Source organism: Longimicrobiales bacterium, from assembly GCA_035764935.1.
Lineage (GTDB): Bacteria > Gemmatimonadota > Gemmatimonadetes > Longimicrobiales > RSA9 > DASTYK01.
On the sequence record DASTYK010000073.1, the window covers coordinates 15,441 to 29,631 of the forward strand.

Genomic DNA, 14,191 nt, shown 5'->3' on the forward strand with positions numbered 1-14,191 from the left:
GATGCTCCTCTAGCGCGCGGCGAAGCTGGCGAGCAGCCCCCGCGCGCGTTCCCATGAGTCCGCGGAAAACGATTCCAGCCATGGCTGCCGGACGACGTGCAGGCGTCCCTGCTGCTCGACGATCTCGTGATGCGACGTCCCGTCCTCGTCGCGCCATGCGCGCAGCGTCACCTTCGCTTCACCCACGCGCAGTCCGCGCACGCTCAGCTCCGGCAGCCACGCCGGGAGCACCGGATCGACGAGCAGGAGCTGCAACGGCGCGAACGGCACCAGCCCCAGCAGCGACTGCATCACCATCGGCCAGATGCTCTGGTTCCACGCTTGCGGCCGGTTCGCGCGCGGGTACGCGCCGGGATGCGCAAGCTGGTCGCGCCCGTAGCCGCCCACGCATTCGGGCGTGCGTCCTTGCGGCCACAGCCGCGCGAGATCATACAGCGCGCGCGTCAGCTCCTCCGCGCGATCGTCGAAGCCGTAGCGACGCAGGCCGAACAGGATCGTCGCATTCTCCACGGGCCAGACTGCGCCGAGATGGTAGTCGAGCGGGTTGTAGGCGGGGTTCGTCGTAGACAGCGTGCGGATCCCCCAGCCGCTGAAGAGGTCCGGCTCGAAGAGTCGGCGCACCAGGCGGGGCACGTGGTCACTGTCGACGATGCCCGTCGCGAGACACTGCCCTGCGTTCGACGTGCGTGCGCGGATCTGCTGCTTCTGCGCGTCGAGCCCGAACGCGATGAAGCCGTCGTCGTCCATCCAGAAGTCGCGGTTGAACCGCTCCTTCAGGGCGCGCGCCTCCCGCCACAGCTCGACGCTGCGGTCCCACTCGCCCATCACGCCCGACAGCACGGCCATGAACTGCAGCGCGACGTACCAGTAGCCCTGGATCTCGCACGGTGCGATCGGCGGCTCGACCTGGCGACCCGCATCGTCGACGATCGCGTTCTCGCTGTCCTTCCATCCCTGGTGCCGCGGCCCGTTCGGTGAGCGCGTCAGGTACTCGATGTAGCCGTCGCCATCGCGATCGCCGTGCGTCTCCGCCCATTCCAGCACGCGCAGGGCAGCGTCGTAGTGGGCCGCGACCTGCCTACGATCGCCGGTCAGTGCATACCGGTACCCGAGCCCGATGATGAACATGAACGGGCTCGCGACATCGGCGTAGTTCCGATCGAAGCCGGATCGGCCGAGTCGCGAGAGCGGATCCGTCTTCGCCTGGTTGATGATGCGACCCGGCTCCTCGTCGCGACTCGCATCGGCGACGCGACCCTGCAGTCCGGCGAGGCGCATGAGCACGTCGCCGAGCATCGCGCCGCCGTCCAGCAGCCCGGCCTGCCACGATGTCGTGAGCGCATCACGTCCCCAGAGCGTCTGGTACAGCGGGACACCCGCGCCCGGCGTGAGCCACTCGCCGGCGGGACCCTCCAGCAGCGCGAAGGAGCCGAGGTCGAGCGACGCGCGGTTGGCACACTCGACCAGCGGCGATTCTCCCGGCGCGTGAAAGCTTGCGACGTCCGCGTACCAGCGTTCGAGCCGCGCCTCCCGCCGCGCCCCCTCCGCTGCGTCCAGCGGGTCCAGTGGGTCGAACGCGTCGACGCGCAGCGACAGCTTCCTCGTCTGCTGGCGCTCCAGCCGAAGTGGGGCGCGCAGCCGATCGCCCTCGTGCCGCCACTCCGCGCCGCCCCCGAGCACGTGCGTCTCGAAGGGCAGCTCCGGATGCGCATAGCGGAAGGTCACGCCGCTCGCGATGGGAGACGCATCGACGCGCGCGTTCTGCTCGCGCACGCCGAACTGCGCCTCATCGCTCGACGCGTAGTCCGCACCGAGCAGCCAGGCGACGTCGATCTCGAGGGAATCCTGCCAGCGACTCGTGATGCACAGCGTCACGTCCAGCGAGGACGCGCACACCACGTAGCGCGCGGTGATATCCAGGTTGCGGAACAGCAGCCCGGCGCGACCGTCGAGGCCGCCGGAACCGCTGCCGCCACCGCCGCCCTTCGTGACTTCGGGGTGGATGTACGTCGCCTCCAGCACGTTCGGCGCGACCTCCGCAATCGAGCACAGGTGCGGGCGCTCGTTTGCGATGCGCAGCTGCAGTCGGCTCAGGAACCGGGCCTGCCGGAAGAAGTAGCCCGTGAGACGTTGCTCGCCTGCTTCGCCCTGCTCATCGACCACCAGCAGCGACGGGCCGCGCCACGCGTAGCGGACTCCGGGACGCTGCGTCGCGGTGGGCAGCAGCAGCGATACGAACGGTGCGGCCGGAGTCGGGACGTCAGCCATCACTGCCCCCGCACCGCACCCCCCTACCTCCTGCCGCCCGCGCCGCGCGCGCCCTGCCCTGCCGGCTGCCCCGACAGCGAGCTCGGCGCGTCCAGGTGCGCGCCGTCGTCCACACCGACACTCAGCCGGCCGACCAGCTCGCCACCCAGCCAGCCCGTGACCAGCGACAGCGCACCACCCGCGAACGAAAGCACGAGCGCGAGGCCGGACGGATCCGCCTGCGGCTCGCCGCGCAGGAACCAGCTCAGCGCGAACAGCACGACCACGACGACGTTGCCGTCGCCATGCAGCGATCCCACGCGCTTCGCGCGCGTCCCGCCGGGTATCTTCGTCCAGTCCGCCACACCGAATACCGCCGCGAGCAGACCCGACAGCACACCCGCGGCGATCAGCCAGTACGACACGATCGTCCACTCCGCGCCGCCGGTGAGCAGGTGCACGACATCGAAGATCACCGCGCCGCTCAGCAACCCCAGCGGAAGCACGATCATCATCTGGTGCACCGGATGTCCGAACAGCCTGGCCCTGGCTTCCATGTCCCACTCCGTGTGCGTGTGCGGGCACGCGTCCGTTTCCCTGCCCGTGCCCGGGCGCCTGCCCCTGAACCCCGCCCCATTCGCGGGCAACGGTGGGGCACGCACCTAATATGCCAACACATCACTTCGGAAATATCCTCCGTCCTGCGAATGCCCGGATCCGTCCCACTCGCCTTCCGCCCACCGCACTGCGATCCCCATATATGTCACTCCCACATATCCGGAGCGGGCCATGCTGACCGCCGAGCTGAAAAAGGGAACGACACCACTGCTCATCCTCGCGCTGCTCGAGGTCGAGCCGCGCCACGGCTACGAGCTGAGCCGGCTGATCGAAGCGCAGTCGCGCGGCGTGGTGCGCGTGCACGCGGCGTCGCTGTATCCCCTGCTCTACCGTCTGGAGCGGAAGAAGTGGATCGAAGGCCGCTGGGTCGAGCAGCCCGGCGAGCGCCGGCGTCGCTACTACCGCCTGACGACGTCGGGCAGGCGGCAGCTTGCGAAGCAGCGTGAGAGCTGGCTCACGTTCGCGCAGGCGGTGTCCCTGGTCGCGGGGGTGCAGCATGCCTGACTGGCGAGCGGAGATCCGGCAGCGGTTGGGTGACACGGGGCTGCGCGCCGAGGCGGACATCGTGGAGGAGCTGTCGCAGCACCTGCAGGACCGCTATGACGACCTGCGCTCGCAGGGCGTGACGGACGCGGACGCGCAGCGCACGGCGCTCGCCGAGCTGGAGGATGATGCGACGCTGGGCGCGCGCATCCGTCGCTCGGTGCCGCGCGAGTCGCCGCCGCCGGCTGCTGTCGGTGCGGCCGGGCGCAGCGGCTTTCTGTCCGGCATGGCCGGCGACCTTCGGTTGGCCGTGCGGCTGTTGCGTCGTTCACCCGGCTTCACCGCGGTCGCGATTCTCGTGATCGCGCTTGGCATCGGTGCGAACACGGCGATCTTCAGTGTGCTGAATGCCGTGCTGCTGCGTCCGCTGCCTGGTGTGGCGGAGCCGTCGCGGCTCGCCGCCGTGTACACCAGCGACTACAGCGGACCGCGCTACGGGTCATCGTCGTATGCGGATTACCTCGCCATGCGCGAGAGCGGTGCGTTCGAGGACATGGCGTCGTACACGCCCATGCCCTTCAGCATTTCGCTGGGCGAGCGGGCGGTGCGCGGCATGGGCGAAGCGGTGAGCGCGAACTACTTCGACGTGCTGGGCGTGCGGCCGCTGCGCGGTCGCTTCTTCCTGCCGCCGGAAGCCGGCCCGCCCGGCAGTGCGCCGGTGGTGGTGCTCAGTCACGGCTTCTGGCAGGACCGCCTCGGCAGCGCGGATGACGTGATCGGCCGCACACTCCGCATCAATGGCGAGCTGCTGACGGTGATCGGCGTCGCACCGGAGTCGTTCCGCGGCGCGCTCCGCGGCCTGCGCATCGACGCCTGGATCGCGCCCGGCGCGCCCGCTTCGCTGGTTGGCGGCGACTACGACCCCGATGCGCGCGGCTCGCGCGGGCTGCTGCTGTTCGGCCGTCTCGCCGCCGGTGCCACGCTGGAGAACTCGCAGACACGGCTGGACGGCCTCGCGGCACAGCTGCACGCCGCGTATCCGGACGCGTGGACGGACGTGCGCGACCAGGCGCGGGTGATCACTGCACTGTCGGAAGCCGACATGCGCGTGCCGCCGCAGGTGCGCGGCGCCGTGGTCGGCTTCTTCGGCCTGATGATGACGGTCGTCGGCATCGTGCTGCTGATCGCGTGCACCAACGTGGCGAACCTGATGCTGGCGCGGGCGGCGGCCCGCCGTGCGGAGATGGGTGTGCGCATTGCGATCGGCGCTTCGCGCGGACGGATCGTCCGCCAGCTCCTGACGGAAAGCCTGCTCATCGGGCTGATCGGCGGCGCGCTCGGCATCGCCGCAGCCATTGTGCTGACGCGACTGGTGAATGCGGTCCCTCTGCCCGTACCGGTTCCAGTGGCGCTCGACGTGCCGCTCGACGTCCGCGTGCTGCTGTTTGCCGCGGGGATCACGATGGCGGCGGGCGTGCTGTTCGGGATCGTGCCCGCACTGCAGTCCAGTCGTGCGCCCGCGCCACTCATGAAGGATGCGGTCAGTGCGCGCGGCCCGCGCATGCGGCTGCGCAACGCGCTCGTCGTGGTGCAGGTCGCCGCCTCGCTGGTGCTGCTGACCGGCGGCGCGATCTTCCTGCGCAGCCTGCTCGTCGCGCAGCAGATCGACACCGGCATCGATACCGGCAACATGCTGCTCGTCCCGTTCGACCTCGCCATCGAGGGGATGTCGGAGGATGAGGCACGGCGCTTCTACGACGAGGCGCGCGCTGTTGCTGCAGCCGTGCCCGGCGTGCGCTCCGTGACGCTCGCTGAGCGTGTGCCGCTCGGCGCAGGCTGGGCGCGCCGCTACGTCCGCGTCGAGGGCTACACGCCTGCACAGGGCGAGGACATGGAGGTGCCGTTCAACGGCGTGAGTGACGGCTACTTCGAGGGGATGGGCATCCGGCTCGCACGCGGCCGCGGCTTCACGGAAGCGGATCGCGCGGACGCACCGCGTGTCGTCGTGGTGAACGAGGCCTTCGCGCGTCGCTTCTGGCCCGGCGTTGGAGCGCTCGGCAAGCGCGTCGGCATGGGCGGCTCGGATGCGCCGTTCGCCGAGGTCGTGGGCGTGGTGCCGGACGGCAAGTATCGTTCGCTCACGGAGGAGCCGCTGCCGTACCTGTACTACCCGTACGCGCAGCGGCCGTCGCGCACGATGACGATGCAGGTGCGTACCGCGCTCGATCCCGACGTGGTCGCGCCCGTGCTGCGCGCCCGGCTGCGTGCGCTCGCGCCGGCACTGCCGGTACCCGAGATGACGACACTGCGCCAGCACGTCTCCTTTGCGACGCTCCCGCAGCGCGCCGCGGCGATCGTCCTCGCGGTGCTCGGCGTGATCGCGCTCGGCATCGCGGGCATCGGGCTCTACGGCGTCGTCTCGTACAGCGTCGCGCAGCGCACGCGCGAGTTCGGCATCCGCAACGCCCTTGGCGCGGCTGCCAGCGATGTGCAGCGCATGGTGCTGGTGCACGGGCTGAGGCTCGCGGCGATCGGCGTCGCTGCCGGGCTGCTGCTTGCGCTCGCACTGACGTGGGTGATCCGCTCGATGCTGCTGGTCAGCCCGTTCGATCCGGTCGCCCTGGTCGCAGGTGCCGTGGTCCTCACGGGCGCGGCCGCGCTGGCGAGCTGGGTGCCGGCGCGCCGGGCAATGCGCGTGAACCCGCTGGCGGCGCTGCGGATGGACGTGTAGCGGGCGGCGCGCTGCAGCGTCGCCCCTCGGAGTTCAGCGCGCTTCCTTGAACGCCTCGGTCGGGTGAATGCGCAGCGCGCGGCGCGCGGGAACGAGGCACGCGCCCAGCCCGACCAGCAGCATGACGAGCGAGGCAGCCGCCATGGGCGGCAGCACCACGGCCGGGCGGATGTCCTGCAACATGAAGTTGAGCAGCACGGCGACGATGATGTTGCCGACGACGATGCCGATGCCGACCTGCGTCGCGACGCGCCGGAACAGCGACGCCAGCACCGCACGCGAGCTCGCGCCGATGGCCACGCGGATCCCGATCTCGCGCGTGCGCAGCGCGACCGCGACGGACATCAGCGCATAGAGGCTCGCCGCGGACAGCGCCACCACGAGCAGCACGATGCCGATGCCGATGAGCACCATGCTGATGGTGCCCTGGTCCTCCTGGCGGATCGCCGCGTGCAGCGAGCGCACGTCGTGCAATCGCAGTGACGGGTCCACCTGCAGCGCGAGCGTGCGCAGACCCTGGCCGAACGCATCGGCGCCGCCGTTCACCCGCAGCACCATGAACGCCGCCTCGGTCGCGGACACGGGCGTCCACATGTAATCGGCCTCGCCGCGGTCGGTCGGCGTGAGACCGAAATTGCGCACGACGCCGATCACCTCCTGCCATGGCCCCGGCTCCTCGCCATCGGCGGCCGCGAACCGGATGCGCGTACCGACCGGATTGCCGCCGAGGTTGCGCGCCATGGACTCGTTGATCACGACTACCCCGTGCTCCGCGCCGACATCGCCGTCGCGGAACTCGCGGCCGGTGATCATCGGCAGCTGGAACGTCGCGAAGAAACCGGGGCCCGCGCCGCCGACGCGCACCCGCTGCCCTTCGGTGTTCGCCGGCACCAGGAACGGCGTACCGGAGCCGCGCTGCGCCTCGACCCGCATCAGGGGGTGATACAGACCCGGCAGCGCGCTCGTGACGGTCACGGCCGCGACGTCGGGCTCCTCCAGCAGCCGACGCGACAGCTCCTCCAGCACAGCGGCCGCCTGCTCCGCCGACACGGCTCCGGCGGTGCCGGATTCGGCGTCGACAACCGGACGGAATGTGAGGTAGTCAACGGCGGGAAACGCGGCGCGCTGCCGCGTGTCATGCCACGCTTCGAGCGCAGCCGCCATGCCGAACGGCAGGCAGAGCACGGAGAGCGCGACCTGCATGACGATGATCGCCGACCACGCGCCGCCGAACCGCATGCTCGTCCCGCCGGAGCCGATCCGTGAAAGACCGGACCGCACGTGCCGGCCGGTCGCACGCAGCGCGGGCAGCAATGCGACCATGCCCGCCCCCGCAACCGCGAGCACCGCTGCGTAGAGGATGGTCCTCGGCTCGAGGTTCGCGTCCATCCAGAACGGCAGCGGCGTGTGCCGCGCTGCCGTGAGGTCGATGGCGAACGCGATGGCCGCACGCGCGCCGAGCACGCCGACGACCGCCGAGACAGACGTGAGCACCAGCGCCTCGGCGAACAGCTGGCCCATCACGCGCCCACGCGATGCACCGAGCGCGTTGCGCACCACGATCTCGCTTTCGCGCAGCGCCGTGCGTGCGAACATCAGCGCGGCCACGTTGGCGCACGCCACGATCAGGATCAGCCATGCACCCAGGTTGAACAGGAGCAGCTCGCTCGCATCCGCCGGCTCGCGCGAGCCGGCAAACGGCAGGACCTGCGGCTGCAGGTGCTCGTGCGTTGCCGGCGACCGCTGCGCCATGCGCGCGCCCCATGCCGCCAGCTCCGCGCCGGCGCTCTCCATGCTCGCACCCGTGCGCAGCCGACCGAACACGCTGATCGCTGCACCCGCGAGCGGCTCCGCATCGGTGACGCGCAGCGGAATCCAGAACTCGTGGTTCGCCGGGAAGCGGAAGCCCTCGGGCATGACACCCACCACCGTCGCCCGCGTGCGGCCGAGCTGCACGTCCCGGCCGATCACCGTGCGGTCGGCGTCGAAGTAGCGCTGCCAGGCGTCGTAGCCGATCACGACGACGTCGTCGCTGCCCGGCACCTCGTCCGCCGCGATCAGCCGACGGCCGAGCAGCGGCGGCACTCGTGCGACGTCGAACCCCGCAGGACTCATCTCCGCCACGCGCACGATCTGGGGCGCCCTGCCCGGCAGGAGCAGATTGCGCTCGACCGTGCGGTGCGCGCCCAGCTCCTCGACGCTCGCGAGCCGATCGCGCCACTGCGTCAGCTCATGCGTCATGCGCGGCTCGGGAACGAGCGTGCGCGCGTCCCACTGCTCGATCCGCACGATGCGATCGCCGTCCTCCAGCGGCAGCCGCGGATCGTAGACCAGCATTGTCATCTCGAACCAGCCGACGCCCAGACCGATCGCGGCCGCCAGCGTGATCACGCTGATGACCGACATGCCCGGGTACTTCGCGAGCATGCGCGAGCCCAGCTTCCAGTCGAGCCACGACATCCGGAAGTCGGACCAGCGCGTGCCCGGCCGCTCGTCGTGCGCCGCCTCCGAGAACCGGTCGATACCGCCGAACGCCTTCAGTGCCGCGCGCCGTGCTTCCCTCGGCGACATGCCGTTGCGGAGATTGCGCTCCGTCTCCTGCTCGACATGGAAACGCATCTCCTCCACGGACGCGCGGTACTCCTCACGCGCGTCGCGCCATTCCCGCCAGCGCCGCAGCAGCCCGCTCACGAGGCAACCTGCGTGGCAAGCACCCGGTTCACCGCCTCCGACAGCCGCTGCCACTCGCGACGCTCCGCCGCCAGCCGCTCGCGCCCCTTTGCCGTGAGCGTATAGAACCGTGCACGCCGGTTGTTCTCCGTGACCGCCCACCGACTGCCGATCAGCCCCTGCCGCTTCAGCCGGTACAGCGACGGATAGAGCGATCCCTGGTTCACCTGCAGCTCGTTCCCCGACGCGCTGCGGATCCGGTCCATGATCCCCCAGCCGTGCGCGTCGCCGAGCTGCAGCGCCTTGAGCACCAGCAGGTCCAGCGTTCCGGTCACGAGATCTCCCCTGGGCGGCACCAACCCTCCTGGCTGAACGGGTCGCTCCTGTCGATTACCGAGTAGGAGGGTACGGCTGCTCTACTCGGTCTTCAAGTGGAGTGGGATGGGGCTGCGGGCTGACGGGGCGGAGCCGGCGGATGGGGGGACTGGTCCGCATGGCTGGGGGCGCGAGCCGACGGAGGACACCGGGCGGACCCGTTCGCCTGGGGTCAGGGCGTCACGCACCGCTCTGCCAGCACCGACCCGCACGTCGCACCCCGGCCGAGCAGGCCGACCGGCTCATCCGCCAGGCTCGGCCAGCGGATGCGGGTTACCGCTCACCGCCCGGGCGCCACGGACGGCACCGCACGACGATGCCTGGCGGCGCAACGGTTACAATGACCGCTCAGCCGCCAGGGATCGCCGCAAGGGACCAGGTGTGTGGCGGCGCAGCGGTCAGTAAGACCTGCAGGGCGACAAGAGTCTGCTTTCGACGTCGCGCGTGGCGCCACAGCGGGGGTAACGCGCCGGCTTACAGCCCGCACTGGGGTCTGCGCCATCGCGCGTGGCGCCACAGCGGGGTAACGCGTCGGGCTTACAGCCCGCACTGGGGTCTGCGCCATCGCGTGTGGCGCCACAGCGGGGTAACGCGACGGACCTACAGCCCCGCACTCCGCCGCCTGTACTCCGCCAGTGCCGCGTCCAGCCGGTCATGCGCGGTAGTATCGCCCGGAATGTTGTGCGACGGGTGGATGTGCAGCTTCACCCCGCGCTCCACCAGGATCTCGGCGACGGTCAGGATCGTCGTCCATACGACGCCCACGAAGCCCAGCGTCGAAAGCGGACCGAGCCGGTCGTAGTGGTTCCGGATCGGCACTGCCGCGTCGGTGGCGGGCACGCATGAATCGATGACGACGTCGGCAATGTCGAACACCTTCCTGCCCGACGAGTGCCGGCTCTTCACGTCCCGGAATCCCGCCGCCGAGCCGGTCACGATGACCTTCATGCCGAGCTCCTTCGCACGCAACGCGACGTCGATATTGACGTTGTTGATCCCGGAGTGCGAGAAGATCCACATGCAGTCGCGCGGGTCGAAGGTGTAGCTCTTCATGATCTCGCGGCCGTAGCCTTCCGCGCGCTCCAGGAACAGGAACTGGTGGATCCCCATCTCACCGGTGATGCGCGTGAAGAAGGTGAGCGGCAGCTCGACCATCGGATGGAACCCGACGAAGCCGCCGATGCGCGGGTACATCTCCTCCACCGGGATCGTTGCATGGCCGCAGCCGAACGTGTGGACCCAGCGTTCGGCCTCGATCGAGTCCGCCATGATCGTGGCGGCGTCCTTCACCGCATCCAGCTGGGTTGCTTCTATGGTTTCCAGAAGTGCGCGAGCCTGGCTCAGCCATTCCGTGGCAATCATTGCGTCGTCACACCCAGTAAGCGTTTGGCGCGCAGTGAGACGAGCAGCATTGCCGATCCCACCAGCGCGAGAGGAACTACGAGGAGAGAGTTGCGCAGCCCGGCCGTACCGCCGATGACCCCGGCGAGGTAGGGCAGCAGCATGCCGCCCGAGAGCGCCATGATCAGTGCAATGCTGATCGCGGTGCCGGACAGTGCGGCGTAGCGCTCGCCGATCCAGCCGACGACCACGGGGAAGGTGGCCGCGAAGCCGGCCCCGACCAGGAAGATCCCCACGGCCGCGAGCGCGATGCTGCCGGTCGTGAGCAGCAGGATCGAGCCGGCGAGGGCGATGCCGATGCATGTGAGCACGGCGCCGGCGGGCGCCACGCGTTTCAGCAGCGATCCCAGCGCCAGGCGCGCGCTCATCATGCCTAGCCAGTACAGCGAAAGAAAGAGCAGCGCCGCGCGCGCGCCGAGCGCGAGCTCTTCGCGGGCGAACGTCGCACTCCAGCCGCCCATCGTGATCTCCATGCCGCTCTGCAGGAACAGCATGGCGCCGAGGATCAGCAGCGGCCGGTCCTTCAGCAGACCGGCCACCTGGCGCAGCGGAAACGAGTGGGGCTGCTTGGGTGCCGGCAGCGCGATGAGCAGCGTCGCAACCAACGGCAGTGCGGCCAGGCCGCCGAGCAGCGCCAGCAGCGTGGTGTAAGCGATCGTTCCGGTCAGCACGCCGAGCGCGAACGGGACGCCGACGGCGCCGACGCCGAAGAACACGCCGAGCAGGCTGAGCGCGGCCGCCTTGTTCTCGGTGCTGATGTCGGCGACCAGTGCGTTGGTGCCGCCATTCACGATGCCGCCGCCGAACCCGATGAGCGCGACACCCGCGCGCAGTGCACTGAGCGACGTCCCCCACGCCAGCATCTCCAGTCCGATTGCGACGATGCCGATGCCGGCGGCGAGCGGCACACGGTACCCCGTACGATCGACCCACGGGCCGAAGACCAGCGAGCCCACCAGGATGCCGAAGCTGAGCAGCGTGAACAGCGAACCCGCCTCTGCCTTGGACACGCCGAAGCGCTCCGTGATCTCGGGCAGCACGGCGCCCAGCGATGTGAGCACGACGCCGAACACCAGCATGCCCGCGCATGCGAGTCCGAACGCCGCGCCTCGCCGATACTCTGTCATATGCGGATGCCTGTGCCGGTCGCGGGGAGTTGATCGAGCGCCACGCGCGCAGCGCCGTACAGCCCGGCATCTCCGCCCAGCGCGCTGGGCACGAGCCGGACCTGCCGGATGCTGATGGGCTGCGCCCACTGCAACGCTTCGCGATGGATGTCGTCCAGCAGCTCGACGCCCGGGCCGAAAACCCCGCCGCCGAACACGATCACCTCGGGGTTGAGCAGGCTGACCAGGTTCGCGACCGCCATGCCCCAGTATGCGACGGCGCGCTCGATCGCAGTGCGCGCAGCGGGATCGCTCGTGCGCTTCGCAAACGCGGATTCCGTCGACATGCCCGCAGCGCGTGCGATGCCCGGGCCGGACGCGTAGTACTCGAAGTTGCCGCAGTCGCGGTACGGATCCTGGTACGGTCGGTCCAGCGCGAGCCAGCCGATCGCACCGGTGATGTCGGCATGGCCACGGAGGATGCGGCCATCCACCATGATCCCCGCACCGATGCCGGTCCCCACTGCAATGAAAACGGCATTGCGCGCGCCGCGCGCACTGCCCTGCCACACCTCACCGAGGATGTAGCAGGTGCGGTCACTCTCCACCGCACATGCGACGTCGGCGCCGAGCGTCGCGCGCAGCTCGGCATGCAGCGGGTAGTCGTCCCAGCCCGGGATGTTCGGCGCCCAGACCGTGCCGGTCGCCGAACGGTAGATGCCGGGCACTGCAACGCCGACGGACCGGATCGCACCCTGCTGCCCGAACTGTCGTACGCTCTCCAGGATCAGTGCACCGACGTCGCTACCCTGCCGGCCGTCGATCGGGACGCTCGTTCGCTGAAGGATCGAACCGTCCGGCGTGAAGAGCGCGGCGGCGAGCTTGGTGCCGCCCAGGTCGAGGGCGAGGATGCCGGTCATCGGTGCCTGGCGATGGTGAGGAAGGAACTGCCGCACCCGGGACGCCTGCTCAACATCCGTCACGCACAGGAGTGTCGCAAGGGATGGCAACGGGAGGCTTGCGGCCGCTTACCCGCACCCTCGTGCGCACGGCAGCTCCATGATCGCTCGCGTACCCGTGCCGGGCTCGCTCTTCATCTCCAGGGTGCCGCCGTGCGCTTCTACAATGCCGCGTGCGATCGCGAGGCCCAGTCCCGCCCCGGCGCGATCGCCCTGCCGTGCCTGCCAGAACCGATCGAAGACATGCGCGAGCTGCTCGGTCGTCATGCCGGGCCCGGTGTCCGAGACCACGATGTGAACCCTGTCCGTGAACCCTTCGACCGATACACTCACCTCGCCGCCCTCGGGCGTGAACTTGATGGCATTGCCGATCAGGTTCCCCAGTGCCTGCAGCATCCTTGCTTCATCGGCCTCGATCCCGATCCTTGTGGACGGGCGGTTCACGCTCCAGCGCAGCGTCTTCTCGATGGCAGCCGCCGCGTACGATTCGTCGATGCGGTCGAGCAGCAGAGCGACATCGACGGGCGCGCACTCGATCGACAGCCGGCCCGCCTCGATCCTGGAAACGTCCAGCAGATCGCCGATCAGTCGATTCATTTCGTCCGCGGCGCGGATGACGATGCCCGCCATCCGTTCGGTTTCCGGGACGTCGTCACGCTCGAGCATCAGCTCCGCGGCCATGCGCACGCGATTCACCGGGTTGCGCAGATCATGCGAGACGATCGCGAGCACTTCGTCTCGTGCTGCAATCGCGTGCTCGGCGCGCTGGTAGAGCCGTGCGTTGTCGAGCGCGAGCGCGGCCGTGCGCGCCAGCTCTTCGGCAAGCGATAGATCCTGACGGTCGTAGTGCCGATCCGTGCGCGTCGAGCCCAGCGTGATGACGCCAAGGATGCGACCATGCACCGCGAGCGGGACGATGATGATCGAGCGTCCGCCGAGGTCGCTCACCTGCTGATGCGTCGCTGCATCCCCCTCCCAGCTCCTGCTCGTATCCTCGATCAGGATGGGCTTGCGCGAGTGCAGCGCCTGCGCGATCAGGTCCAGCCCTTCCTCCTCCGGTCGGAAGGGTTCGGCCTTTTCCAGCAGCGGATCACGCGCATCGTCGATGTGCGCATGCGCGAGACGCTCGAGACTGCCGTCGTCGCACAGCAGGTCGATCGCCGCGAAACAGGCGACGCGCGGAATGGCCAGCCGCATCAGTCCCTGGAGCGTCTGGTCGGGCTGCAGCGATGCCGAAAGCACGCGCCCCGCGCGCGTCAGGAACCGAAGCGCCTCCCGGGAGCTGACTCGGGCCCGGTCATCCCTCTCCGCTGCATCTGCGGGTGACGTCGATCCCGCGTCGTTCGCCTCGATCACCATTTCTGCAATCCTTCCACCGATCGACTGCCTTCTGCGCACGCCGAGGCGGCTACGCAGTCTCCGCGCGACGCTTGAGTGCGTGAATCAGGCCACTGAAGATCAGGCGGTGCACCGGGTAGAGAGCATACCAGTACATCCAGCCGCCCAGCCCCCTGGGTGCGAAGAACGCGGTCTGCTGGAGCAGCGTCCGGCCATGGTCCAGGGGAGTCGTGCGGAACTGGAGCCACGCCTCCCCGGGCACC

Annotated in this window: 11 protein-coding genes; 2 read left to right on the forward strand and 9 right to left on the reverse strand. The window is 69.6% G+C overall.

From position 1 onward, the window contains the following. Window positions 1-9: 9 nt before the first annotated feature. Together VFU06_05820 and VFU06_05825 are read right to left on the reverse strand one after the other, a co-directional pair. A complete protein-coding gene (locus VFU06_05820; GenBank protein ID HEU5208912.1) occupies window positions 10-2,268 on the reverse strand; it encodes a glycogen debranching N-terminal domain-containing protein in 2,259 nt (752 codons plus the stop codon). 23 nt (window positions 2,269-2,291) lie between these two features. After that, on the reverse strand, window positions 2,292-2,804 hold the full coding sequence (locus VFU06_05825) for a DUF2231 domain-containing protein (protein ID HEU5208913.1): 513 nt from the start codon (window positions 2,802-2,804) through the stop codon (window positions 2,292-2,294). A 232-nt stretch (window positions 2,805-3,036) separates the two neighbouring features. Here VFU06_05825 and VFU06_05830 point away from each other — a divergent pair, with 232 nt between their 5' ends. Together VFU06_05830 and VFU06_05835 are read left to right on the forward strand one after the other, a co-directional pair. Then, on the forward strand, window positions 3,037-3,369 hold the full coding sequence (locus VFU06_05830) for a PadR family transcriptional regulator (GenBank protein HEU5208914.1): 333 nt from the start codon (window positions 3,037-3,039) through the stop codon (window positions 3,367-3,369). Next, the gene (locus tag VFU06_05835; GenBank protein HEU5208915.1) at window positions 3,362-6,079 is read left to right on the forward strand and encodes an ABC transporter permease; all 2,718 of its coding nucleotides are present in this window, start codon (window positions 3,362-3,364) and stop codon (window positions 6,077-6,079) included. Before VFU06_05830 ends, VFU06_05835 begins: the two co-directional genes overlap by 8 nt. 33 nt (window positions 6,080-6,112) lie before the next feature. On the opposite strand, the gene VFU06_05840 is transcribed toward VFU06_05835, so the two are convergent. The 7 genes from VFU06_05840 to VFU06_05870 form a co-directional block, all read right to left on the reverse strand. After that, window positions 6,113-8,770 carry an ABC transporter permease gene (locus VFU06_05840; GenBank protein HEU5208916.1) on the reverse strand — a complete coding sequence of 886 codons (2,658 nt, stop codon included), beginning with the start codon at window positions 8,768-8,770 and terminating at the stop codon, window positions 6,113-6,115. Further along, a complete protein-coding gene (locus tag VFU06_05845; protein HEU5208917.1) occupies window positions 8,767-9,084 on the reverse strand; it encodes a PadR family transcriptional regulator in 318 nt (105 codons plus the stop codon). The genes VFU06_05840 and VFU06_05845 overlap by 4 nt, the downstream gene beginning before the upstream one ends. Before the next feature lie 640 nt (window positions 9,085-9,724). Beyond that, complete coding sequence (locus VFU06_05850) at window positions 9,725-10,486, reverse strand: sugar isomerase domain-containing protein (protein HEU5208918.1); 762 nt, start codon at window positions 10,484-10,486, stop codon at window positions 9,725-9,727. Then, window positions 10,483-11,652, reverse strand: coding sequence for an MFS transporter (locus tag VFU06_05855; protein HEU5208919.1), 1,170 nt, complete (start codon window positions 11,650-11,652; stop codon window positions 10,483-10,485). Before VFU06_05855 ends, VFU06_05850 begins: the two co-directional genes overlap by 4 nt. Further along, window positions 11,649-12,551, reverse strand: coding sequence for an ROK family protein (locus VFU06_05860; GenBank protein HEU5208920.1), 903 nt, complete (start codon window positions 12,549-12,551; stop codon window positions 11,649-11,651). Before VFU06_05860 ends, VFU06_05855 begins: the two co-directional genes overlap by 4 nt. A 108-nt stretch (window positions 12,552-12,659) precedes the next feature. Then, on the reverse strand, window positions 12,660-13,949 hold the full coding sequence (locus VFU06_05865) for an ATP-binding protein (protein HEU5208921.1): 1,290 nt from the start codon (window positions 13,947-13,949) through the stop codon (window positions 12,660-12,662). Window positions 13,950-13,998: 49 nt separating this feature from the next. Next, window positions 13,999-14,191: DUF2867 domain-containing protein (locus tag VFU06_05870; GenBank protein HEU5208922.1), on the reverse strand; the 193-nt coding region annotated here is incomplete at its 5' end.

Bases quoted from the DNA above. Each gene is read 5' to 3' on its own strand.
- VFU06_05820 (HEU5208912.1), bottom strand. From the start codon at position 2,268: ATGGCTGACGTCCCGACTCCGGCCGCACCGTTCGTATCGCTGCTGCTG.
- VFU06_05825 (HEU5208913.1), bottom strand. From the start codon at position 2,804: ATGGAAGCCAGGGCCAGGCTGTTCGGACATCCGGTGCACCAGATGATG.
- VFU06_05830 (HEU5208914.1), top strand. From the start codon at position 3,037: ATGCTGACCGCCGAGCTGAAAAAGGGAACGACACCACTGCTCATCCTC.
- VFU06_05835 (HEU5208915.1), top strand. From the start codon at position 3,362: ATGCCTGACTGGCGAGCGGAGATCCGGCAGCGGTTGGGTGACACGGGG.
- VFU06_05850 (HEU5208918.1), bottom strand. From the start codon at position 10,486: ATGATTGCCACGGAATGGCTGAGCCAGGCTCGCGCACTTCTGGAAACC.
- VFU06_05855 (HEU5208919.1), bottom strand. From the start codon at position 11,652: ATGACAGAGTATCGGCGAGGCGCGGCGTTCGGACTCGCATGCGCGGGC.
- VFU06_05860 (HEU5208920.1), bottom strand. From the start codon at position 12,551: ATGACCGGCATCCTCGCCCTCGACCTGGGCGGCACCAAGCTCGCCGCC.
- VFU06_05865 (HEU5208921.1), bottom strand. From the start codon at position 13,949: ATGGTGATCGAGGCGAACGACGCGGGATCGACGTCACCCGCAGATGCA.